The following is a 22150-nucleotide window of genomic DNA, read 5'->3' on the forward strand; positions in this document are numbered from 1 at the left end:
CAGAAAGAACCCAATACATTAAAAAATGTAATGCTTTGCACGTGCGCATCGAGATTGTTCCTAATCCTTATGTCTGTCAAAGTAGACAGGCTTAGCCCACGGATGTGCATGAGAAAGGCGAGACAATGAACGATCAATTCTTCCAAATTATCGCAATGGTCCTGTATTTGGCCGCAATGCTCGGTATCGGTTGGTGGGCATACAAGCGAACAACCAACCTTGATGACTACATGCTCGCAGGGCGAAAGCTCAGCCCGGGAGTAGCAGCACTTAGCGCCGGAGCATCCGACATGTCGGGCTGGCTCCTCCTCGGACTTCCCGGCGCCTTCTACCTCGGTGGCCTCTTCCAGGGCTGGATTGCCATCGGCCTCACTATTGGCGCGTGGCTCAACTGGAAGTTTGTAGCACCGCGACTTCGCGCCTACACCGAAGTCTCAAAAAACTCGATCACGCTGCCAAGCTTCTTCGAGAACCGCCTCCGTGACAAGTCACGCATCCTGCGCATCACGGCCGGCATCATCATCCTCGTCTTCTTCACGTTCTACGTCTCCTCAGGAATGGTCGCCGGTGGTGTCTTCTTCCAGAGCGCATTCGGCTCCGAGTACTGGATCGGAATGCTCGTCGTTGGTGGAGTTACCGTGCTCTACACCCTCTTTGGAGGATTCATCGGCGCAACGTATACCGATGTTGTCCAGGGCGTCATGATCTTCCTCGCCCTCATCGCAGTGCCGATCGTCGGAATCACCCAGACCGGTGGAGTCGCCAACACGATCGAATCGATTCGTGCAGCAAACACCGAAATCGACATGTTCAGCCTCTTCACTGGCGGAACTGTGCTCGCCGCGATCTCGGCAGCAGCATGGGGACTCGGCTACTTCGGCCAGCCCCACATCCTCGTACGCTTCATGGCACTTCGTTCGCCTGGGGATGCCGTAGCCGGTCGTCGTATCGGAATTAGCTGGATGATTATCTCCGTGCTCGGCGCCATGGCATCCGCCCTCATTGGTGTTGCTTACTTCCAGCAGCACCCCGAGCTCTCGCTCGAGAACCCTGAGCGTGTGTTCCTTGAGCTCGCACAAATCTTCTTCCACCCGCTGATTGCCGGACTTGTGCTAGCAGCAGTGCTCGCCGCCGTCATGAGCACCATCTCCTCGCAGCTCATCGTTTCGTCATCGGCACTGGTCGAAGACCTCTTCAAGATCGTCGCCAAGAAAGAAGCAACGCCCAAGGCCCAGGTAATCCTTGGTCGCATGGGTGTTCTGATTGTTTCGATCATCGCGATCATCCTCGCGTGGGACCCCAACTCGTCGATCCTCAGCCTCGTCGCCTACGCCTGGGCTGGCTTTGGTGCGGCATTCGGACCGATCGTGCTCCTGTCGCTCTTCTGGCGCAAGCTCACCAGCATGGGTGCGATCGCCGGTATGGTCGCCGGTGCAGTCACCGTCATCGTCTGGGGCAACGTTCCCGCGCTCACCGGTGCGATGTACGAAATCGTTCCCGGCTTCGCGCTGTGCTTGGTTGCCGCAGTCGTCGTCAGCCTGCTCACGTTCAAGAACAGTGACGGAATTACCCGCGAATTCGATACCACCGTCGAAAGTGTTCGCACCGGAACCGTTCAGCTGCCCGTCGTCACCAAGCAGGACTAATTTCTGCACAGTTGCCAGCATCTAGCCAGATGTAAGCGCTAAGGATGCCCGGCTCCACAATCGTGGGGGCGGGCATCCTGCGTTAACCGTGCGGTAGCAGTACCTAGTCGACGGATGCCACGGCACCCGACCCCTGTCGGATGACACTTGACGCGCCTAGGCTACAACCGTGATCCAACTCGGCCAATACCCTGCACCCAGTCATGTCATCGCTCACGTCAGCGACACCCACCTCCTAGCAGGCGGCCGACCGCTCTACGGCATAGCCAACACCATCGAGCACCTCGAGCAGGCCCTCGCTCAGCTTGAGCGATCCACCGCGCACCCTCAGGCCATCGTGTTCACAGGAGACTTGGCCGACCTCGGCGAACCAGACGCCTACATACGGCTTCGCAGCATCGTCGAACCAGCCGCGGCACGAATGAACGCCGAAATCATCTGGGTCATGGGCAACCACGACGAGCGCGCACAGTACTCATCACTCCTTTTTGATGAAGAATCGGATGCCCCACAAGACCGCGTCTATGTGATCGATGGACTGCGCATCATCTCCTTCGACACCACCGTGCCGGGATACCACCACGGAGACATTAGCGACGAACAGCTGGAGTGGCTGCGCCACGAACTCGCCACCCCGGCACCGCACGGCACTCTGCTCGCGGTGCATCATCCGCCCATCCCCACACCCATGCTCGAAGCCATGGGGATGCTAGAGCTTCAGCGTCAGGAACGCTTGGCTGAAGTGTTGCAGGGCAGCGACGTGCGTGCGATTCTCGCCGGTCACCTGCACTACTCAACCCACTCGACCTTTGCAGGCATTCCTGTTTCGGTGGCTTCTGCAACCTGCTACACCCTCGATCTCAGCGCTCACGACCGTCTTCTTTCGGGCGTTGACTACGGCCAAGCAGTCAACGTCGTGCACATCTACGAAAACCAGACGGTGCACTCGATCATTCCTGTCGGCGATACGACAGAAATCACGGGCCACTCGGCCGAGGCATGGGCGCAAATTGAAGCGATGACGCCCGAACAGCGAATGGAAACCTTCTCGGCGAAGAACTCCACCTTCAACTCTGCCGAGGTGGCCGCCTCCGACTAGGGCACAGCCTCCAGCCGGGCGCTAAGCAGCACCAGCCTGCATAACTCACGCAGGCAAGCGTGAAATCATTGCCGCATGAGTCTGGGAGCCGAGAACACATCACCACGTACACGAATCGATCAAGAACAGCTAGCGATTGCCCCCGAATTCGTCACGGACACCATCCGTGTACTCACCAGTCATGAATCGATTCGCAGCTTTCAAACAACGCCGATCGCTGCCGACGCTCTAGAGGCGATCCTGGTTTCTGCGCGCAGCGCACCCACCTCCTCGAACCTGCAGGCATACAGCATTATCGTTGTCGAAGACGAGCAGCGCCGAGCGCGGATGGCTCACCTTGTTGGCGATCAACGCTATGTTGCCGAAGCCCCCGTTATGCTCATCTTTTGCGCAGATGTCTCGCGGCTTCACTACCTCTCCCAGCGACAAGGCCATTCCTTTGCGGCGGACAACCTTGAGATGTTCTTGACGGCATCCATTGATGCCAGTCTTGCTCTTGAGAATGCTCTCGTTGCCGCAGAATCGCTCGGGTTCGGTGCGGTGCCCATCGGATCTGTTCGCAATGAACCTGGCCTTATCGCCGAAGAGTTGGCGCTGCCCACTGGCGTATTCGCGGTCGCTGGGCTCACGATTGGCTACCCGACCCCCGGAGTGCGCAGAGGTGCAAAACCGAGGCTTCCCAGTGAATCGGTTGTGCATCGTGAGCAGTATTCCACGGAGAGTGTCGAGCGGCACGTCAGTGATTATGACGCGGTAATGATAGCCAACGGACTATACGCCGGACGACAAGTTGCTAGCGACCCTCATATTCCGGATGCCGAATACGGGTGGGCGGAACACACCGCGCGTCGCACAAGCAAACCAGAAACGCTCGCTGGCCCATCGGCTGCGCTGCGGGATCATCTCAAAGATGAGGTCGAGGCGCGCGGGTTCTCAATTCGCTAGCGGGGGAAGCTGCTAACGCGTCGGCGTATTCGATGCTCGGCCTGCTCGGGCCACGAATACCATGATCAGTGGCTGCGCCACCTTCATCACTGACCATAGTATTTTGTAGCGCAGACTCGGAATCGACACGGCGCGACCGCGGCCAGCGCTGCGAAGAGCAGATCGCACCACGAATTCAACGTCAAGCCACATCCACTTCGGTGCAATGGATGAGCGCTCAATGCCAAGCCGCGAGTGGAACTCGGTTCGAACAAATCCCGGCGCGAGCGCGGTGAAAGTCACCCCACGGCTCCGATAGTGTGCGTTCGCCCACCTGCTGAAACTCAAAGGCCACGCTTTCGCCGCAGCATAGAGCCCGAGCGGAGCTTCGCCAGCAATGCTCGCAACGTTCAGCACTGTGCCCGATTCGCGACTGAGCATCCCGCCCAGAACCGCATGGCTGAGTCGCAGCGGAACTATTGCCAGAATTTCGAGCATCCGCGCTTCATCGTCAACAGAGTTGCGCTCGAATTCCTGAGGCAACCCATAGCCAGCATTGTTTACGAGGAATGTGATGGGGTCAGTCGCAGACTTTAGTCGACGTTCAACCTCATCTCGCTCTGTCGAATTCGTCAGATCGGCCGCGATTACTTCTACCGCAACGTGGGCGGCCTCCCGCAATTCAACGGCCACCGCGTCGAGACGGGTACGGTCGCGCGCCACAAGAACAAGGTCATAGCCGTCGTGGGCGAGTTGTCGCGCAAACTCGGCACCAATACCAGACGTCGCACCCGTGACGAGAGCAGTGCCCTGAGGGGAGGGGGAAGATTCTGTGGCCATCCCGAAACGCTACCGCGGCGAACCCGAATGCTGCGAGCATGCCGCACGATAGAGTCGTGAACCTTCACCATCTTGTGGATACGTTCGCCGAGTATCTTGCGGCCGACCGTGGATTCAGCGTGCACACGGTGCGTTCCTACCGCTCTGATCTCACTAATCTTGTGGAGTTCGCCACTGCGCGCGGGGCACATGAGCCCGATGACCTCGACCTTGAGCTGTTGCGAGATTGGCTGTGGCACGCTTCTCAGGGGGGCTTCGCCAAGTCGACTCTCGCCCGCCGGGCTGCCGCCTCCCGCGGTTTCAGCCTGTGGTTAGAGAAAACCAATCAGGCGTCGACGGATGCCGCGGCACGGCTCAAAGCGCCGAAAGCGGAGCGGCACCTTCCCCGGGTGCTCAATCGCGACCAAATGTCCGACATGTTGCAGAGCGTCGCGGCGCGGGCATCATCTGCAGATCCGGTCGCCTTGCGAGATCAGGCGATGGTCGAGTTGCTCTATGCCTCGGCGCTGCGGGTGAGCGAACTTACGGGCGTGAGCTTGAGCGATATCGATGATTCGCGACTGACGGTACGAGTGATGGGAAAGGGTTCCAAGGAACGAGTTGTGCCTTTTGGTATTCCTGCCCAGAACGCAATCTCTGAATACCTCGAGCGCGGGCGCCCCCAGCTCACCGCTGAGGTAGCGGGGTCAGCGGCACTCTTCGTTGGTGCGCGCGGTAAACGATTGACCACTCGAACGGTGTACGAGGTGATTGCGCACTTGCTCGCTGATGTGCCAGGTTCCGGTGGATCCGGCCCCCACACGCTCCGGCACACTGCTGCAACTCACCTGCTTGATGGGGGTGCAGATTTGCGCGCCGTGCAAGAGATGCTGGGTCACGCCAGCCTGGCCACGACCCAGATTTACACGCATGTCTCGACGGAGCGTTTGCGCGAAAGTTATCGAACGGCGCACCCGCGGGCTTAGCCCTTCGGTTGCACGGGAGGGACTTACCCTTTTTCGGGAAGAACCTGGGTGGGTTCAGGTAATTGATCACGATAGATGGTGACTACGCGGTCGAGGTAGCGCTCAATCACCGTCGTTTCTGCCTCATCGAATTCGTCGAGTACTTGATCGATGCCCATGATCATGGGCATCAGTGTTGCCATCGCGGTCTCGACGGAACGAGGGTTGGGCACCACAACCACGCTGCGGCGGTCGGTGGGGTGCTGTTCTCTGGTGACATGCCCGACACCGATCAGTCGATCGATTACTGACGTCACTGCGGCGGTCGAAATATTGAGTCGACGTGAGAGTTCTGTGGGTGGGAGCGGGCCATTCATGATCAGGTGTTCCATGGCTTCAAGGTCGGTCGCGTTCACTGACAGGGTGCGCCCGACATGCTGTTCGAACTCTTCGCTGGTATCGAGGATGTCGCGCAACAGTCGAGTGGGTCGCCGCGCTGCGGGGGGCGCCATAACTTCTCGACTGTGTTGCATGAGGACCAGTTTACGACTATGTTCCTAACTTGTCGAATATCTAACCAATCGAAGTACTTGTTCCTCAGAAGGAGCGCAATGTCTCGCCTCACAACCTTCATCACCTCACGCCGCACGTCATGGATTGTGCTGGTTGGTGCACTCGTCGCGGCGGGCGCACTTTTCGCCGCTGGCCCCGGCACCGAAGAGGGGGCTTTGCCCGGAATTGGTCTGCCAGAGTCCGCCGAATCCGCTCAAGCAGCTGCTGCGGCAGAAGACCTCGCTGGATCGGATTCGACAGTCGCACTGCTGGTATTTAGCCGGTACGGCGAGACTCTAAGCGACGATGACACCGCTGCCGTAGCTGAAGTAGCAACCACCCTGAGCGACCTCTCCGCCGAGGGCTTCGTTCCCCCGCCGGTGTTTTCTGATGACGGAACAACCGCGCTGGTAACGGTTCCCCTCGACAAGCTTTCTGAGGCAGGTGCGCAAGCCGAACGCGCCGATGAGATTCGCGCAGAAGCGAATTCAGGCCTTCCTGCTGGCCTTGAAGCGCTGCTCAGTGGCCCGGAGGGTTTCGCCGTCGACATCGCGGCCGTGTTCGAAGGCGCCGACTTCACACTGCTTCTCACGACCGTCATTGTGGTTGCGGTTCTGCTTCTCGTTACCTACCGCAGCCCCTGGCTCTGGCTCGTACCCCTGATCGTCGTCGGCACGGCTGACGGGCTTGCCGGAATCGTCGCCGCGCGAGTAGCGGCACTCGCGGGCATACAACTCGACGCTTCGGTAACCGGCATTCTTTCGGTTCTCGTTTTCGGTGCAGGAACCAACTATGCGCTGCTGCTGATCGCCCGCTATCGAGATGAGCTTCGCCTCGTTGAGGATCGTCGCGAGGCAATGTCGCGTGCGCTGCGCGGCGCTGGCCCGGCAATTATTGCCAGTGGTAGCACCGTCGTCCTGGCACTGCTCACTCTCGTCTTCGCTGAGCTGCAGGGTAACCGTGCACTCGGAATTGCCTGTGCGACTGGGGTTGTCATCGCGATGATCTTCGCTCTCGTCGTGCTGCCAGCCGCACTCGTGCTCTTTGGCCGTGGACTGTTCTGGCCCTACATCCCCAGGTTCGGATCGGAAGGCAGCGCTGAGCGCGGTGCCTGGCACAAGCTCGGTGTTCTGGTCTCCAAGAAGCCAGTCGCCGTCGCCATCGTGGGAGTCGTCGTCTTGGGTGCTCTCTCCTTGGGCGTTCCCCAGATCAAGATCGGACTATCGCAGACCGAGAGCTTCACTCGGGTTCCGGAAGCGGTTCAGGGTCAAGAGATTATTGCGGATGCGTTCCCGGCGGGTAGTGGTTCACCAGCCTCCGTCATTGTGAACGCTGGTTACGCCGAAGAGGTTGCCCAGGCAGCCGAGGGCGTTGACGGCGTCGATTCGGTGCGCATTGGTGAGAGCACAGCCAGCATCACGCAACTCACCGTGGTTTTGGATGACGCAGCCGAGACTGAAGCCTCGTTTGCAGCGATTGAGGCGCTTCGCTCGGAGCTATCCACCGTCGACGGTGCCAATGCTCTCGTTGGCGGCTTGGACGCTCAGGCTCTCGACGTAGAGCGTGCCCAGCAGTCTGATCAAGATCTTGTGATCCCGCTGATTTTGGGGCTGGTATTCATCGTTCTCGTACTCTTGCTTCGGTCGTTGGTCGCACCGATATTGCTGCTGCTGACGGTGGTCGCATCGTTCTTTGCGAGCCTTGGCGCCAGCTGGTTGCTTTTTCAATCGGTATTCGACTTCCCGGCAATAGATACCAACGTTGTGCTGTTCAGTTTCTTGTTCCTCGTCGCGCTGGGTGTTGACTACAGCATTTTCTTGGTGACGCGTGCTCGTGAAGAGGCACTTCAGTACGGTACGCGAGCCGGGATGATCCGCGCTCTATCGTCGACTGGTGGTGTGATCACGAGCGCGGGCATCCTGCTCGCCGCAGTATTCGCAGTGTTGGGCGTGCTGCCTCTGATCACATTGACTCAGATCGGAATCATCGTCTGTATTGGTGTGCTTCTCGATACCCTGTTGGTTCGTACCGTTATCGTTCCCTCGCTCGCGTTCATTGCCGGGGAAAAATTCTGGTGGCCGGGTCGCGCGACCTCGGTGGGAGTCGAAGGCCACACACCGAAGCATTCAGCCGGGCAGCGCTCTACCGCCGCAAGCGCTGACGAGCGGAATACCCCTGATCACCAGGCGGACAAATCGCACTCTGCCAAGCACACCGTGAATCGGTAGCCAGTTTTGTATCCTCACTGAGGAAAACGCGTCGGCAGCAACACGGCGCGCGGAATCTCGCTCAGATAGTTGAGCGGCGACACGTACTCGCCATCGAGTCGAACCCCAAAGTGCAGGCAGGCCCGCTCGCAGTGGCCCGCCTGCACTTTGCCAATCGGCTGGCCCTGCGTCACCACATCTCCGCGCGCCAAAGTGCTTGTTACGGGCTCATAGCTGGAGATGAGTCCATCCGGATGCCGGATCGAGAGCACAGGGCGGTCAACCACAGTTCCCACAAAGTGCACGATTCCGTCGGCAGGTGCTCGCAGTTCAGCGGTCGCGCCTACATCGATGTCGACACCGCGGTGCCCGGCCGAGTACGGAGTTTCCGGCGCAATGTACGGGCGAACAATCGGATGTGGATTCGCAACTGGCCACTCCCAGGCGTTCGAAGCCCCACCAGCGGACAGCAGGGCTAGCGCGAGTATTGCGAAAACGGTGGCTCGAAACATCCATCAACTGTCGATGATTGTGCGGCCCGGTGGCAATCGAATCGAACGCTCGGGGATAGCTGACCGCGGTGATGACGTTGTGGGGGAGCGATGGTATGATTTTTACAGCACCGCGTGTATTCGCGGTGACTACGCGTGCCTTGCCGCAGTACAACTACTGCAGCGTACGGCCACTATCTCCACTCAGTCCCCTCTCGTGCACCGTTGCGATTGGGGCGGAGGTATGCCCGGGCACCAGGATTCGCGCCAACCGGCAGCGAGTATTAACTGAGAAGGCAGCTGTTGCCGTAGGTAGCAGTGTGCCAGAAAAGGAGAACGGCCATGGCCGTCGTAACCATCCGCCAGCTGCTCGACAGCGGCGTACACTTCGGACACCAGACTCGTCGTTGGAACCCGAAAATGAAGCGCTTTATTCTGACCGAGCGCTCGGGCAGCCACATCATCGACTTGCAGCAGTCGCTTGCTCACATCGACGCGACGTATGACTACGTCAAGGAGACGGTCGCCCACGGCGGAACCATCCTCTTCGTCGGCACCAAGAAGCAGGCACAGGGCACTATCGCTGAGCAGGCACTGCGTGTAGGCCAGCCCTACGTCAACCAGCGCTGGCTCGGTGGACTCCTCACCAACTTCCAGACGGTTTCCAAGCGTCTTGCACGCATGAAGGAACTCGAAGAAGTCGACTTCGACGACACCACACGTGGTTTCACTAAGAAGGAACTGCTCATTCAGAAGCGCGAGCTTGTGAAACTGCAGAAGAGCCTCGGTGGTATCCGCAACCTCACGAAGACCCCCTCCGCTATCTGGATCGTCGACACCAAGAAAGAGCACCTCGCAATTGACGAAGCTCACAAGCTGGGCATCCCCGTCATCGCGATCCTCGACACCAACTGCGACCCCGACGACGTTGCTTACCCGATCCCAGGTAACGACGACGCGATTCGCTCAGTAGGCCTCCTCACCCGCATCGTCGCTGACGCTGCAGCTGAGGGTCTCATCCAGCGCCACCAGAAGCCAGAAGAGGGCAAAGAAGTAGAGCCGATGGCTGCTTGGGAAGCTGAGCTTCTCGGACAGGCAGACGCTGACGCAACTGCCGCAAAGGCCGACAAAGCTGAAGAGCCCGCCAAGGCCGAAGAGCCTGCCAAGGCCGAGAAGGTTGAAGCACCCGCCAAGGCCGAGAAGGTTGAAGCACCCGCCAAGGCCGAAGACGCTGAGAAGCCAGCCAAGGCAGAGGCTGCAAAGCCCGCCAAGGCAGACAAGGACGAGGCTAAAGCAGCAAAGCCTGCCGCTGCTAAGCCCGCAGCCAAGAAGCCCGTTGCACAGGCCGCTGACGCAGCCGACGACAAGAAGTAAGGATTCGAAAAAAATGGCAGACTTTAGCCTCGAAGACCTCAAAACCCTGCGCGAGCGCCTCGGCACCGGCATGGTTGAAACCAAGAATGCCCTCGTAGAAGCGGGTGGTGACCTCGACAAGGCCACCGAGTTGCTGCGTCTGCGCGGTGCCAAGAGCAACGCGAAGCGCTCAGACCGTTCCACCAGCGAAGGCCTTATCGCCGCACAGTCGTCTGGTGCGACAACAACCATCATCGAGCTCGCGTGCGAGACCGACTTTGTTGCCAAGAGTGACAAGTTTGTTGCTCTCGGTGAGGCCGTAGCTAGCGCAGTTGCTGATTCTGGTGCGTCGAGCGTGGAAGAAGGCCTCGCGGCATCCGCTGGGTCGTCAACGGTTGAGCAATTGATCAGTGACGAAGCTGCGATTCTCGGCGAGAAGTTCGAGCTTCGTCGTCTCGCCAAACTCGAGGGTGATTCATTCGAGGTCTACATGCATCGCACCAACAAGGACCTGCCTCCGCAGGTTGGCGTCGTTGTTGCCTACACGGGAGACGATGCCGAGACCGCTCGCGGAATCGCACAGCACATCTCGTTCGCAGCTCCGACGTACCTCTCGCGTGAAGACGTTCCGGCAGATGATGTCGAAAACGAGCGTCGAATCGTGGAGGAAATCAGCCGTGGAGAGGGCAAGCCTGATGCTGCTCTCCCCAAGATTGTTGAAGGTCGTTTGGGTTCGTTCTTCAAGCAGGTTGCGCTGCTTGACCAGGACTACGCTCGCGACAACAAGCTGTCGGTTGCCAAAGTTGCCGCTGATGCGGGCATTACCGTAACCGGTTTTGCACGCTTCAAGGTAGGCGCCTAGCACGCACACTAATGAAGGCCCGGGGCGATTATGCTTCGGGCCTTTGGTGCGCCGGGACCACCTTTGCGGGAGTCGCGGGTGTGCTTTGCGGCGAATGTGCTGTGCGCGACTGCTGAACGCTGCTCAACCCAATAACCTGTACATGATGACCTCGAAGGAAAGAAGACGATGACAACACAACGCAAACGCCGGGTGCTGCTGAAACTGTCGGGAGAGGCCTTCGGTGGTGGACAACTGGGGGTTAACCCTGATGTTGTTTCGGCACTTGCTAAACAGATTGCTGCTGCTTCGGCCAATGTCGAAATTGCTATTGTCGTCGGAGGCGGAAACTTCTTTCGTGGCGCCGAGCTGAGCCAGCGTGGAATGGACCGCGGTCGCGCCGACTATATGGGCATGTTGGGCACCGTGATGAATGCCCTCGCCCTTCAGGACTTCCTTGAGCAAGCAGGTGTCGCCACGCGCGTGCAATCTGCGATTGCTATGACCCAGGTTGCTGAGCCCTATATCCCGTTGCGTGCCGAGCGCCATCTTGAGAAGGGCCGTGTCGTCATCTTTGGTGCCGGCGCTGGTTTGCCATACTTCTCCACCGACACTGTTGCTGCGCAGCGAGCCCTAGAGATCGGTGCTGAAGAAGTTTTAGTCGCCAAGAATGGCGTCGATGGCGTGTACGACGCTGACCCCCGCAGCAATCCGGATGCTCGCAAGCTCGACTCGATCAGCTTCCAAGACGCTCTCGTTCAGGGGCTCAAGGTCGTCGATTCCACCGCCTTTAGCCTCTGCATGGATAACTCGATGCCAATGCTGGTATTTGGCATGGAGCCGACAGGAAACCTCACCCACGCAATCATGGGGGAGCAGATCGGAACCCGGGTGCATGGCTAGCGTGCCGTGCTGAGAACCGCCATCAGACCAAACAAACCCCGAGCCGAGCCGAACAAGCCGCGAGCGTTCCGCAGGCGTCGTTATGACGACTGCACGCTAAACTCAGGTGAGACTAAGAGGAGTGCCAGTGATTAGTGATGTTCTAGCCGAGGCTAGCGAAAAGATGAACAAGGCAGTGGAAGCTGCCAAAGATGACTTCGGCACAGTGCGCACCGGCCGTGCTAACCCCGCCCTTTTCCAGAAGGTGCTCGTGGACTATTACGGCACCCCCACGCCGCTGCAACAGCTTGCCTCGATGGTTAATCAAGAAGCACGCACGCTGCTCATTACCCCGTTCGACAAGTCCGCACTCAAAGACATTGAGAAGGCGATTGCTGGGGCTCACCACCTGGGCGCCAGCGTTGGCAATGATGGCAACGTCATTCGTGCCACGCTTCCCGAGCTAACTGAAGAACGGCGCAAGGAATTCGTCAAGATTGTCCGCGACAAAGCAGAGCAGGCCCGCGTTTCGCTGCGCAACGTGCGCCGCAAAGCTAAAGATGACCTGGATGCCCTCACTGAGGTTGGCGAAGACGAAGTGGCTCGTGCCGAGAAAGAGCTCGAAGCGAGTACCAAGGCTCACGTAGACGCAATTGACGAGGCCCTCAAGCGCAAAGAGACCGAGTTGCTCGAGGTCTAATGGTTTCCGAATTCGAAGCTCAGGTTCGCGCAACCAACGAGAAGATTAACGCCCGCACAGGGCGTCCTTTGGCGATGGCGCTCACTGTAGGGCTCGCGTTGGGACTCTCGTTGTTGTTCAGCTTGATCTTCGTCAAGGAGCTATACATGCTCTTTGCTGGCGTTCTCGTCGCATTCACTGCGTTCGAGTTGGCGAGCGCGCTCCGGTTCGCCGGGCTTAACATTCCGCGGCTCCCCACGGTCATCGCCGCGGTCGCGGTAGTTCCTGCCTCGTTCTATTGGCTTGCTGAAGGTCAGTGGTACGTCACGCTCGCCGGCATCGCATTTGTCAGTGTGTGGAGGCTTGTCTGGCTTGTTCAGCCGAAACACCGTGGATCAGCGCGTGCGGTGCTCAGAGACCTCGGTGCAGGCGTCTTCGTCATTCTTTATGTGGCATTCTTGGCAAGCTTCACCGTGCTCCTGACCGCTCAAGAGGGCGGTGAATGGTGGACGTTGGCAATGCTGATCGTCGTAGTTGTGAGTGATATTGGGGCCTATGCAAGTGGGCTCTCCTTCGGAAAGCACCCGATGGCGCCAACGATTAGCCCTAACAAGACGTGGGAGGGTTTTGCCGGAGCTGCTGTCGCCTCTGTTACTGCGGGAATTCTTCTCGCACTCTTCATGATTGACCAACCCGTGTGGGTAGGAATCATCTTTGGCCTTGTCATTCTCGGCACCGCCACGATGGGAGATCTCGCGGAATCGTTGATCAAGCGTGACTTGGGGATCAAAGACATCAGCACGTGGCTTCCCGGGCATGGCGGGTTCCTTGACCGCGTTGATTCATCGTTGCTCTCGGCCGCTGCCGGCTACGCGCTGTTTCTTATCTTCGCGTAGGGCACAATAGAACTGTGAGCACCACTTTCCCCCGAACCCGCAAGTCGAAGTTGGGTTACAACGTTGACCAAGTTGAGGACTTCCTTGAGGAGGCGCGCAGTGCGTACACCTCTGACAGAGCCGGCACGGCTGTGGTCTCGTCGCGCAGCATCCGCAAGCTCGCGTTCGCCATGCAAAAAGGTGGCTACTCGCCTGTGCACGTCGACTCCGCTCTAGAGCGCCTCGAAGACGCATTCGCCGCTAGAGAGCGTGATCGTTCGATCGATGATCTTGGTGAGTCGGCGTGGTACGCCAATGCCAGGTCTGAAGCCCAAGAGATCCTCAACAGGCTTGCCCGGCACACGGGCAAGAAGTTTTCTCGGGTCAGCTCGTTCACGACCGGCTACGCGACAAAAGATGTCGACGCGTTTGCAGAAGAACTGGCTAACTACTTTCAACATGGTGCCCCACTCACGATCGAGCGCGTGCGCACGGTCGCTTTTCGCAGCGTCAAGGGTGGTTATCGTGAGTCGCAGGTCGATTACCTTCTCGACTCTGTGATTGATGTGATGCTGGCTGTTCGCTAGTTCCTTCTGTTTTTTCAGGTCTGTGGGCTAACATCGCCAATATTGTGGTAAAAAATTCGCGAACAGCTATTCTCCGCGCTCAGGCAAAAAGCCAGGGCGCGGATCTCTCTGGGCGCCACACACGTTTGTCGTGGAGCCTCCCCATCTTCGCGTCCCTAGCGAGCTTGGGCTTCGTAGCCACCTTCATGATGGTTCCACCCAACCCAGTCAGCGTGGTCTCTGCGGCCAGCTTGCCCGTGAATTCGATTGAGCGGGCCGAAGTGCAGTCCCTCACTGTCGCAGAGGGATTCGTCAACGAGATCGCGCGCGACAAGTTCGCCGTCAAAGAGATCGTCGTTGAACCGGTGTTGCCTGCTGCACCCGTAGCGCCAGCTGCAGGAGTTCCTGATCCTGGCACCGCGCAAGCGATCGCGAAATCAATGCTCGCGGCTCGCGGCCTTGGCGACGACCAGTACAACTGTTTGGTCAGCCTGTGGAATCGCGAATCAGGGTGGAACGTGTACGCCATGAATTCGTCTAGTGGCGCCTACGGCATCCCGCAGGCCCTTCCTGGCAGCAAGATGGCGACCGCTGGCGCCGACTGGGCCACAAACCCCGCGACGCAGGTCGCGTGGGGACTCAGCTATATCGAGGGCCGCTACGCGACACCGTGTGGTGCCTGGTCTCACTCTGAGAACAACGGCTGGTACTAGTTCCGCTTGATCGAACGCATAAGCTTGAGCTATGCCTCGTTCGAATCGCCCCCGCGGCAGGCGTCGCCCTGACGATGGCGACCGTGGTGACCTAAGTCAGGCGCTATACGGTTCGCGTCGCACCGAGCACAAGTCAGACGGCGAATGGAACGTTCAGCCGGTTTCGTCCGGCAACGCCGTGAAGACTTACACCTGCCCCGGATGCTCACAGCCCGTGACTGTTGGCGTCGCGCACACGGTCACCTGGCGCGCCGACGGAATCATGGGTGAAGCAGACGACCTCGCGGCGCGACGCCATTGGCACCAGCACTGCTGGAAAATCAGATTGTGAGAGTTAACTCGTGAGCGAAGCTATTAGAGGCGCCACCGAACTTCCCGCCACTCGTGAGAATATCGAATTGCACACGAGCGATGGCTTCACCCTCGTTGGTGAGCTTTCTCTGCCCGAGTCGGGTCATATCGCCGCAACCCTGGTGACCTTGCACCCGCTGCCAACGGCCGGCGGCTTCATGGACTCGCACATCATTCGTAAGGCAGCAGCGCGGTTGCCTGCGCTTGCGGATATTGCGGTGTTGCGGTTCAACTTTCGAGGGGTCTCATCACCGCGCGGTACTTCAGAGGGATCCTTTGGCGAAGGGAAACTTGAGCAACTCGACCTCGCTGCCGCGATGGATTTTGTGCGCGAACGGGGCTTGCCCAATGTGTGGCTGATGGGCTGGTCTTTTGGCACAGAAGTCACTCTCAAGTTTGGCCGCGAGCATCCCATCACTGGCGCGATATTGCTTTCACCGCCTCTTCACCGCGCGAGCGATGACGAGCTAGCAGCGTGGGCGGGTGATGATCGCCGCCTAGTTGCGATCATCCCGGAGCTTGATGACTATTTGCGGCCAGAAGAGGCCGCGAAGCGCTTTGCTTCCGTGCCCGAGGTTGAATTCGTCGTCGTTGAGGGAGGAAAGCATCTCTGGGTGGGAGAGGCGCAGACCTACCGCGTGCTCAGCGAGGTTGTGGCGCGGCTGAACCCGATGGTGCTGCCTTTGCCACGCACGTGGCCGCCGGAGCCTTCCCAGCCGCGGTAAGCGCGCGCGCCGCCTCCGTTTAGAGGTCTGCCTGGCGCGGAACAATAACCTGTTGAACGATAAGCAGGATCGCCGCGGCCACGGGAATGGCGATCAGCGCGCCCAGAGGGCCTAGCAGCGTTCCTCCAGCGAGAACCGCGATAACGACGAGTGCTCCGGGTACTTTCACCGCTTTAGTCATTATTCGTGGGTTGAGAACGTAGGCCTCAAGCTGCATATAGATCAAGAAATATATACCGACCGCGATCACGCTTGGGGCACCGTTGAACAGCAACACGAGCAGGGTGATGACAATCGAACCACTCAGTGTTCCTACGAGAGGGATGAGTGAGCCAACAAACGCGATGAATGCCAGCAACGCTGAATACCGCACGGGCAGCCCAAACGCTGGGAAGATCCACGTGAGCACGATGAATGACAGCACGCCGTTGACGAGCGCCAACGACGCTTGACCGATGACATACCGTCCGACTGCGGTGCTGACCTGCTCAGCGAGATCGATGAAGGTGGCGCGCCTAGACGCGGGGACCAGCCGGTAGATGCCCGATTTGATGCTGTTGATCGATGAAACAAAGTAAATCGTCAGAATGAGCACGATAAAGGCGCCCGTGATGCCGGTGGCGATACCGATGCCGACCGCAAAAACGCCTCCGCCAATCGTGGTGAAGTCGAGTTCGCTTACCCACGTTGTGAAACCATCGAGCAGGTCCTGCACTTCGAGCCAAGGAAACGCCGTCTCAACGTTTTCGCGGATCGTTCCGTCGATGAATGCCGTCACGACTCGCGGAATCGCCCGAGAAGCTGTGCGCACTTGTTCTGCGATCACGGGGACTATCGCAAACACCAGTCCCGCAAAGACGCCGAGTACGCCGACCAATACGGTGAGAATTGCCGTCCACCGGGGAAACTTCTTCGTCTCAAGCCAGGTCACCAGCGGATCGAGTCCGAGCGCAAGGAATAGCGCCGCACCCACATAGGTGAGGATCGTAGCCAAGGAGATGATCGTTTGGCCGATTCCGACCGCGACGAGTACACCCAGGCCGCCCAAAAGTCCGAGGCGGAAAGGGTTGAGAATCTTCATTGCGAGGCTCCGTCCGGCCTGTAGCGACAAGGTGTCAGGCTGGACGCAATTCTAAGTGCCCGCGGGCAATTTACTGGCCAACGTCTTCGGCTTGGCTGAGAACTCCGCGCAGGTTCTCGAAGTAACCGGCGACGGTCTCTCGCTCCGCCTTGATCTTGGCGAGGCGTTCCTCGGCGTCGCTGACAAGCTCATTCGAACGCTTCTCGGCATCGTCGACGAGCGACTTGGCGCGCTGCTCAGCATCCGCAATTTCGTTGGCAGCACGCTCGGATGCATCCGCCAGGATGGACTTCGCTTCAGCCTGCGAGTTGTTGCTGAGCTCTTCGGCTTCGTGGCGCTTGGCATTTGCTTCTCGCACAGCCTCGCCCAGTTGCGCTTGAGCTTCCTCGAGGTAGTTCTGTGTCTGAGTTGAGGCTTCCTTGTGCTGTGCCAAGAACTCTTTCTCGGCGTCATCACGTCGTGCGGCAATCTCTTGTTCCAGCGCGATGCGGGCTGCGTCAGCTTCGCGTTCGATTGTGCTGCGAGTTTCTTCGAGCTGGTGCTGGATGGCTGCCCGAGTTGACTCCACTTCATTAGCGAGTTCTGCGCGCTGGCGTGCGATGTCTCGCTCTAGGTCTGCGGTTTGTTTGTGCACGTCGTGGGCTAGGGCCGCGCGAGTCTCTGTGTCTTCGGTCTCGAGTGCGGTTCGCTTATTGTCGATCTCAGCATCGAGGTCTGCGTGGCGACGCGCCATCTCTTCTTCGAGCCCAGCGGTTGCCGACGCGATCTCTGCTTCGAGCTCGTTTCGGCGCGTTGTCATCTCGGTTTCGAAGTCTGCTCGTGCCGTTGCGGTTTCGAGTTCGAATGCGCTGCGCGCGGTAGTGATCTCGTCTTCGAGACCCGCACGAGTCGCCTCAACGTCTGCATCAAGGGCGGCTCGCGTTGAACTCACTTCCTTGGCGAGTGCCTTCGTTGTCGAAGTGACCTCGCGGTCTAGTGCCTTCTTTTGCGCCGCCAGATCAGCTGCAAGTTCGTTTCGGGTCAACTTGACGTGTGCTTCGAGGTCGGCCCGCGTAGTTGTCACCTCGTCTTCGAGCGCTGCCGTGGCGGTCGCAACCTCGTGTTCCAAGTTCGAACGAGTCGTTGTGACTTCTTGTTCAAGGGCCGCTTGCGCAACTTTGACTTCTTGTTCGAGCGCCGTCTTCGTCGTCGTAACTTCTTGTTCGAGGGCTGCTTTCGTGCTTGTTACCTCGTGTTCGAGAGCCGCCTGTGTAGTCGATACCTCGTCGTCGAGCGCTGCACGGGTGCTGCTGACGTCGCTGTCGAGTTGTGCCCGTGCTTCGCGTTCGCGGTGCTCCCACTGTTCGCGTGCTTCAGCGAGCTCGTTCTCCAGCGCTGCGCGTGTGCTGAGCACATCTTTTTCCAGTTCGCTGCGAACACGAGCTGCTTCAGACTCAACTGCAGTGCGGGTGGCTACAGTCTCTGCTTCGAGTGCGGCGTAAGCAGCATCGAGCTCTGCCTTTTGCTTGGCCTGCGCTGCTGCGCTTTCGTTGGCGAGCGTCGTGCGCGCCGCCTTCGTTTCATTGGCGAGCGTGGTGTGAGCTGCTTTAGTTTCGTTGGCGAGGGTTTCGCGAGCTGTTGTTGTTTCAGTTTCCAACTCGCCGCGAGCGGTGTCGATTTCGCGCGCGAGGTCGGTGCGGGCCTGTTCGACATCGCGTTCAAGGTCGTCACGTTGCTTCGTGTTTTCGGCTTCGAAGGTGGCGCGGCCAAGTTCGGCATCTCGGGCGAGCGCTTCGGCAGCCTCGCGGGCTTCAGCCACTTCGGTAGCGGTGCTGGCGCGAAGTTCGGTCATTGCGCGCTCAGTTTCGGCACGAAGGGCGGCAGCTTCGCGCTTAGCAGACGTGCGAGCATCCGCAGCTTCAGTAGCAACGGCGCCTCGAATGGTGGCGGCTTCGCGTGCAGCATCTGCAGTGAGTTGCGCTGCTTCGTCGCGAGCGCGGGCAATGAGAGCGTCCGCTTCGGCCCGCGACGCTTTGGCTAGCGAATCTGCTTCGCGATTGGCATCCGCGAGAATTCGCTCTGACTCGCCAGTTGTTTCGTTACGAAGGTTCGTGGTTTCTGCCTGAACGGCCTTGCGCATTTTTTCGGCGTCGATATCAGCTTGGCTGATCAACTGCGTTGAGTGCTCCTCGGCAACGCGGAGCATGCTCTCGAGTTTGGAGCCGAGTCCGCTATATGTGGGGCTGCCCGACTCGTCGAGTTCTGCTTGCAGATCTTCATTGACGGCAAGCAGCCGCTTGACCTCTTTTGTGGAGGCCGTTCGGTCGGCTTTGGCGGCAACAAGTTCGCGACGAAGTTCGCCAATGAGCTTGTCGACATCGTCCTTCTTATAGCCGCGCATTTCGGTGCCGAAATCAGTGTCGTTGGCGGCCAAGACGTCTCCTCGAAGTCAGCGGAAAGGACCTTTCGAGTTTAGTGGTGCTGAGCCGCTTACTGTGATTCGGGCCTCGCTGCGTTTAGTGCACTCAACGTTCTCCCAGCCAGTTCCCAGATGACGAACTAGGTGCCCACACACCCATCGGCTAGTCTGGAACGTCTTTGTTGTTGCCTACCCGCCTAGATCGGGCCCTCAACCTGCAGACCGAACTGAGGTTCCGCCACGGTGGCGAAGGGTTTCGTGGCGCAAGTCACAGGGGCAGCACGAAAGGAGAGATAGTGAGATTCGTTCTCGCCATAGTTAGTTTTATGCTCGCGGCCGTAATGATTGGCTTCGGCATCGCGCAGCAAACCATTCTTGCGACGCCTGATGAGGTCAGTGTGTCGGCTGAAACTGACGGCACCGCACCCCTCACTGTGGTTGATGGGGCTGCGTTCAACGCATATTCGGGCAACCAGACAATCAGTGTGGCGGGCCCAGGGCGCATCGTTGCCGCCTATGGCCGCACGTCAGACGTACTGGCCTGGGTCGGTGATGCCAGCTACAACATGGTTACCGTCGATCCCGAGTCGGGTGAGCTGGTGGCTGAGGCGATTCGCGGCAGTGAACAAGAAGTGCCGGACCCCTATGATTCTGATCTGTGGCTTGAGAACTACACGGCTGACCTTGAGCTCGCACTAACCGTCAAGATACCTAGCGACGTCTCATTCATTCTGGCTGCTGACGGCGTAGAACCAGCCCCCAACACCGTTTCGCTCTCGTGGCCGCTCGACAACAGCACGCCGTGGGCCGCACCGCTGATTTTAGGAGGCGCTGCCGTGCTTCTCCTTGGGCTCATCTTCCTGATGTGGGCCGTGCACCACATGCGCCGCGCCGGAGGACCTCGTCGGAAGCAACAAAAAATGCCCAAGGTGCCCAAAAAGCCTCGCTACAAGCCGTCGAAACGATTAGTACGCAGCAGTGAGAGCAGCGCCGTCACGACGACTAAGCGCATCGCCGTTCCTGCGGTGCTGCTGAGCGCATTGATCTTGAGTGGATGCACGGTCACGTCGTCTCCTAGCGCAACTGAAGAGGTGAGCGCCCCGACCCCATCGCCGACCTCTACCTCACCAGGCAGCGAAACTCTGCCGCCCGCGGCATCCGTGCGCCAGGTGGAGAAGATTGTTGCTCGAGTGAGTGCGGTCTCGCTTGAGGCGGACGAGTCCCGCGACGCTGACCTCATCACGACACGATTTACCGATGCGGCGCTTGAGTATCGTCTCGCCAACTACAAGATGCGCACGGCAGACAGCTCCATTGCGTCGCCGATTGCCATTCCCGACGGTCCTGTGCAGTTGACGCTGCCACAGCAAACCGACTCGTGGCCGCGCACCGTGTTCACGATCATCCTCGACGAGACTGATACCACCGTTGCGCCCATCGCACTCTTCCTTGAGCAAGCGTCGCCTCGCGAGAACTACAAAGTCAGCTACTCGATGAACCTAGAACCCTCAGTGGTGTTCCCGGATGTAGTCGCCGCCAGCGTCGGCACATCGCGCTTGGCTCCAGATAGTGGTTTGCTTCGTTCATCACCAACCGAAGTGGCGCTCGACTATGCCGAAATTCTCGAACAGGATGTTGACAGCGACTCCTACCTCGACTTCGAGGTTGACGGCGACAGTCTGCGAGTGAACGTCGGCCTCGCCGTGAAAAACAAAGAGAAGGCTGAGCTTTCGAGCACAGCAACCCTCACCTACGGCCACGCACTTGGCTCGGCCGAGCCGATCGCGATGGCGACCGTCGATGCGGGAGCGATTGTTGCAGTGCACCTCTATGAGACAAAAGTTGCGAAACCGAAGGAAGAAGGCTCGGCGGTGACCTTTAGCGGTCAGACGAAGGCACTTTCAGGGATCTCTATCACAGAAACTGGCATCAAATCTACCTACGGGGATCAGCTACTCTTTTATGTTCCGGCAGCAGGTAGTGCCGAAAAAATCGTCCTGCTCGGATACACCCAAGGACTTGTTGCAGCATCGGAGTTGAATTGACAAACACCCCACTGAACGCCGCTAGTTTGCGCGGTGCCGTCGACCTCTCATCATTGGTTCGTCAGCACAATACGCCCGCCACTGCTTCGACTGCCGGAGAAGCACCGCAGTCGGGTGGCTTTGCGACCAACGCCAATGATGCATCGTTCACTCAAGTACTTGAACTCTCGAACACCGTTCCAGTGATCGTAGAGTTCTTCGGTCAAGGCATTGAGCCGACTCTTGAGCCAACAATCTCTGCCTATGCGGGCAAATTCGCTCTCGTGACGGTTGACGCTACGAACAACCCCCAGCTTGTTCAGGCCTTCCAAGTGCAGCAGGTTCCGACCGTTGCTGCCGTGATCGGTGGGCGGCCCGTGCAACTCTTTGCCGGGGTCCTGTCTGAGAACGAACTTAAAGAGGTGCTTGAGCAGGTCTTGCAGCTTGCAGCACAAAACAATGTGACCGGAACGCTGCCGGCTGGTGAGGCATCCGAAGATGATGCTCAGGAGCCCGCAGAAGAGCCGCTGCCGCCGCTGCATCAAGAAGCATATGATGCTATCGCTGCCGGCGATTTTGCTACCGCGATCTCAAAGTACGAGTCCGCCATCGCACAGAACCCCCGCGACCAGCAGGCGGTTGCTGGGCTAGCCCAAGTGTCGCTGCTCGCACGACTTGAGAACGAAACGGCAGACTCGGTGCGCAGCGTGGCCGCGCAAGATCCTACTGATGTAGCAGCCCAGCTGGCCGTTGCTGATCTTGACGTGTCTGGTGGTCACTTGGGCGACGCATTCGCTCGCTTGCTTGAGCTTTTTCCTTCTGCGGATGTCGATGGTAAGAACGCGATTCGCACCCGCATGCTCGACTACTTTGAAATTGCGGGCGCCGAAGACTCTCGGGTAGCTGATGCCCGTCGTCGCTTGACCCTCCTTCTCTACTAACGCTTTCAGTAGTGGGGC

21 protein-coding genes are annotated in these 22150 nt (G+C 58.9%); 16 read left to right on the plus strand and 5 right to left on the minus strand.

Going from position 1 to position 22150, the window contains the following annotated elements:
- Window positions 1–125 precede the first annotated feature (125 nt).
- The 3 genes from putP to AADH44_RS04410 all read left to right on the plus strand — a co-directional run bounded on the left by putP (window position 126) and on the right by AADH44_RS04410 (window position 3690).
- A complete protein-coding gene (gene putP, locus AADH44_RS04400) occupies window positions 126–1646 on the plus strand; it encodes a sodium/proline symporter PutP (RefSeq protein ID WP_341954283.1) in 1521 nt (506 codons plus the stop codon).
- A gap of 169 nt (window positions 1647–1815) precedes the next feature.
- A complete protein-coding gene (locus tag AADH44_RS04405) occupies window positions 1816–2745 on the plus strand; it encodes a phosphodiesterase (RefSeq protein WP_341954284.1) in 930 nt (309 codons plus the stop codon).
- A 75-nt stretch (window positions 2746–2820) separates the two neighbouring features.
- Window positions 2821–3690, plus strand: a complete 870-nt coding sequence (locus AADH44_RS04410; RefSeq protein WP_341954285.1) for an NADPH-dependent oxidoreductase — start codon at window positions 2821–2823, stop codon at window positions 3688–3690.
- Window positions 3691–3702: 12 nt separating this feature from the next.
- On the opposite strand, the gene AADH44_RS04415 is transcribed toward AADH44_RS04410, so the two are convergent.
- On the minus strand, window positions 3703–4509 hold the full coding sequence (locus tag AADH44_RS04415; RefSeq protein WP_341954286.1) for an SDR family oxidoreductase: 807 nt from the start codon (window positions 4507–4509) through the stop codon (window positions 3703–3705).
- A 38-nt stretch (window positions 4510–4547) separates the two neighbouring features.
- On the opposite strand from AADH44_RS04415, the gene AADH44_RS04420 reads away from it, so the two are divergent.
- Window positions 4548–5474, plus strand: a complete 927-nt coding sequence (locus AADH44_RS04420; protein WP_341954287.1) for a tyrosine recombinase XerC — start codon at window positions 4548–4550, stop codon at window positions 5472–5474.
- A 23-nt stretch (window positions 5475–5497) separates the two neighbouring features.
- On the opposite strand, the gene AADH44_RS04425 is transcribed toward AADH44_RS04420, so the two are convergent.
- Window positions 5498–5986, minus strand: coding sequence for a MarR family transcriptional regulator (locus AADH44_RS04425; RefSeq protein ID WP_341954288.1), 489 nt, complete (start codon window positions 5984–5986; stop codon window positions 5498–5500).
- A 78-nt stretch (window positions 5987–6064) separates the two neighbouring features.
- On the opposite strand from AADH44_RS04425, the gene AADH44_RS04430 reads away from it, so the two are divergent.
- On the plus strand, window positions 6065–8233 hold the full coding sequence (locus AADH44_RS04430) for an MMPL family transporter (RefSeq protein WP_341954289.1): 2169 nt from the start codon (window positions 6065–6067) through the stop codon (window positions 8231–8233).
- Window positions 8234–8247: 14 nt separating this feature from the next.
- Here AADH44_RS04430 and AADH44_RS04435 read toward each other — a convergent pair whose 3' ends face one another.
- Entirely contained in the window at window positions 8248–8724 is a 477-nt protein-coding gene (locus tag AADH44_RS04435; RefSeq protein WP_341954290.1) for a M23 family metallopeptidase, read from the minus strand.
- A 321-nt stretch (window positions 8725–9045) separates the two neighbouring features.
- Between AADH44_RS04435 and rpsB the strand changes: the two genes are divergently transcribed.
- From rpsB to AADH44_RS04480, 9 genes are all read left to right on the plus strand, one after another.
- Window positions 9046–10077 (plus strand): 30S ribosomal protein S2, encoded by a 1032-nt coding sequence (rpsB, locus tag AADH44_RS04440; RefSeq protein WP_341954291.1) that lies wholly within the window; start codon window positions 9046–9048, stop codon window positions 10075–10077.
- A gap of 13 nt (window positions 10078–10090) precedes the next feature.
- A complete protein-coding gene (gene tsf, locus AADH44_RS04445) occupies window positions 10091–10918 on the plus strand; it encodes a translation elongation factor Ts (protein ID WP_341954292.1) in 828 nt (275 codons plus the stop codon).
- A gap of 168 nt (window positions 10919–11086) precedes the next feature.
- The gene (gene pyrH / locus AADH44_RS04450; RefSeq protein ID WP_341954293.1) at window positions 11087–11800 is read left to right on the plus strand and encodes a UMP kinase; all 714 of its coding nucleotides are present in this window, start codon (window positions 11087–11089) and stop codon (window positions 11798–11800) included.
- Window positions 11801–11927: 127 nt separating this feature from the next.
- Window positions 11928–12479, plus strand: a complete 552-nt coding sequence (frr, locus tag AADH44_RS04455) for a ribosome recycling factor (protein ID WP_341954294.1) — start codon at window positions 11928–11930, stop codon at window positions 12477–12479.
- Entirely contained in the window at window positions 12479–13354 is an 876-nt protein-coding gene (locus AADH44_RS04460) for a phosphatidate cytidylyltransferase (protein WP_341954295.1), read from the plus strand. Before frr ends, AADH44_RS04460 begins: the two co-directional genes overlap by 1 nt.
- Before the next feature lie 14 nt (window positions 13355–13368).
- Window positions 13369–13920: a DivIVA domain-containing protein gene (locus AADH44_RS04465; RefSeq protein ID WP_341954296.1), complete on the plus strand. Its 552-nt coding sequence runs from the start codon at window positions 13369–13371 to the stop codon at window positions 13918–13920.
- A gap of 185 nt (window positions 13921–14105) precedes the next feature.
- Complete coding sequence (locus tag AADH44_RS04470) at window positions 14106–14612, plus strand: lytic transglycosylase domain-containing protein (protein ID WP_341954297.1); 507 nt, start codon at window positions 14106–14108, stop codon at window positions 14610–14612.
- A 31-nt stretch (window positions 14613–14643) separates the two neighbouring features.
- Window positions 14644–14943: a hypothetical protein gene (locus AADH44_RS04475; RefSeq protein WP_341954298.1), complete on the plus strand. Its 300-nt coding sequence runs from the start codon at window positions 14644–14646 to the stop codon at window positions 14941–14943.
- Between the two features lie 10 nt (window positions 14944–14953).
- Window positions 14954–15688, plus strand: a complete 735-nt coding sequence (locus tag AADH44_RS04480; RefSeq protein ID WP_341954299.1) for an alpha/beta hydrolase — start codon at window positions 14954–14956, stop codon at window positions 15686–15688.
- 19 nt (window positions 15689–15707) lie between these two features.
- On the opposite strand, the gene AADH44_RS04485 is transcribed toward AADH44_RS04480, so the two are convergent.
- Entirely contained in the window at window positions 15708–16769 is a 1062-nt protein-coding gene (locus AADH44_RS04485) for an AI-2E family transporter (protein ID WP_341954300.1), read from the minus strand.
- A 70-nt stretch (window positions 16770–16839) separates the two neighbouring features.
- Window positions 16840–19182 (minus strand): hypothetical protein, encoded by a 2343-nt coding sequence (locus AADH44_RS04490; RefSeq protein WP_341954301.1) that lies wholly within the window; start codon window positions 19180–19182, stop codon window positions 16840–16842.
- Window positions 19183–19463: 281 nt separating this feature from the next.
- On the opposite strand from AADH44_RS04490, the gene AADH44_RS04495 reads away from it, so the two are divergent.
- Together AADH44_RS04495 and AADH44_RS04500 are read left to right on the plus strand one after the other, a co-directional pair.
- Window positions 19464–21212 carry a hypothetical protein gene (locus AADH44_RS04495; protein ID WP_341954302.1) on the plus strand — a complete coding sequence of 583 codons (1749 nt, stop codon included), beginning with the start codon at window positions 19464–19466 and terminating at the stop codon, window positions 21210–21212.
- Window positions 21209–22132 (plus strand): tetratricopeptide repeat protein, encoded by a 924-nt coding sequence (locus AADH44_RS04500; RefSeq protein WP_341954303.1) that lies wholly within the window; start codon window positions 21209–21211, stop codon window positions 22130–22132. The genes AADH44_RS04495 and AADH44_RS04500 overlap by 4 nt, the downstream gene beginning before the upstream one ends.
- Window positions 22133–22150 lie beyond the last annotated feature (18 nt).

This window comes from Salinibacterium sp. TMP30 (genome assembly GCF_038397785.1).
GTDB lineage: Bacteria > Actinomycetota > Actinomycetes > Actinomycetales > Microbacteriaceae > Rhodoglobus.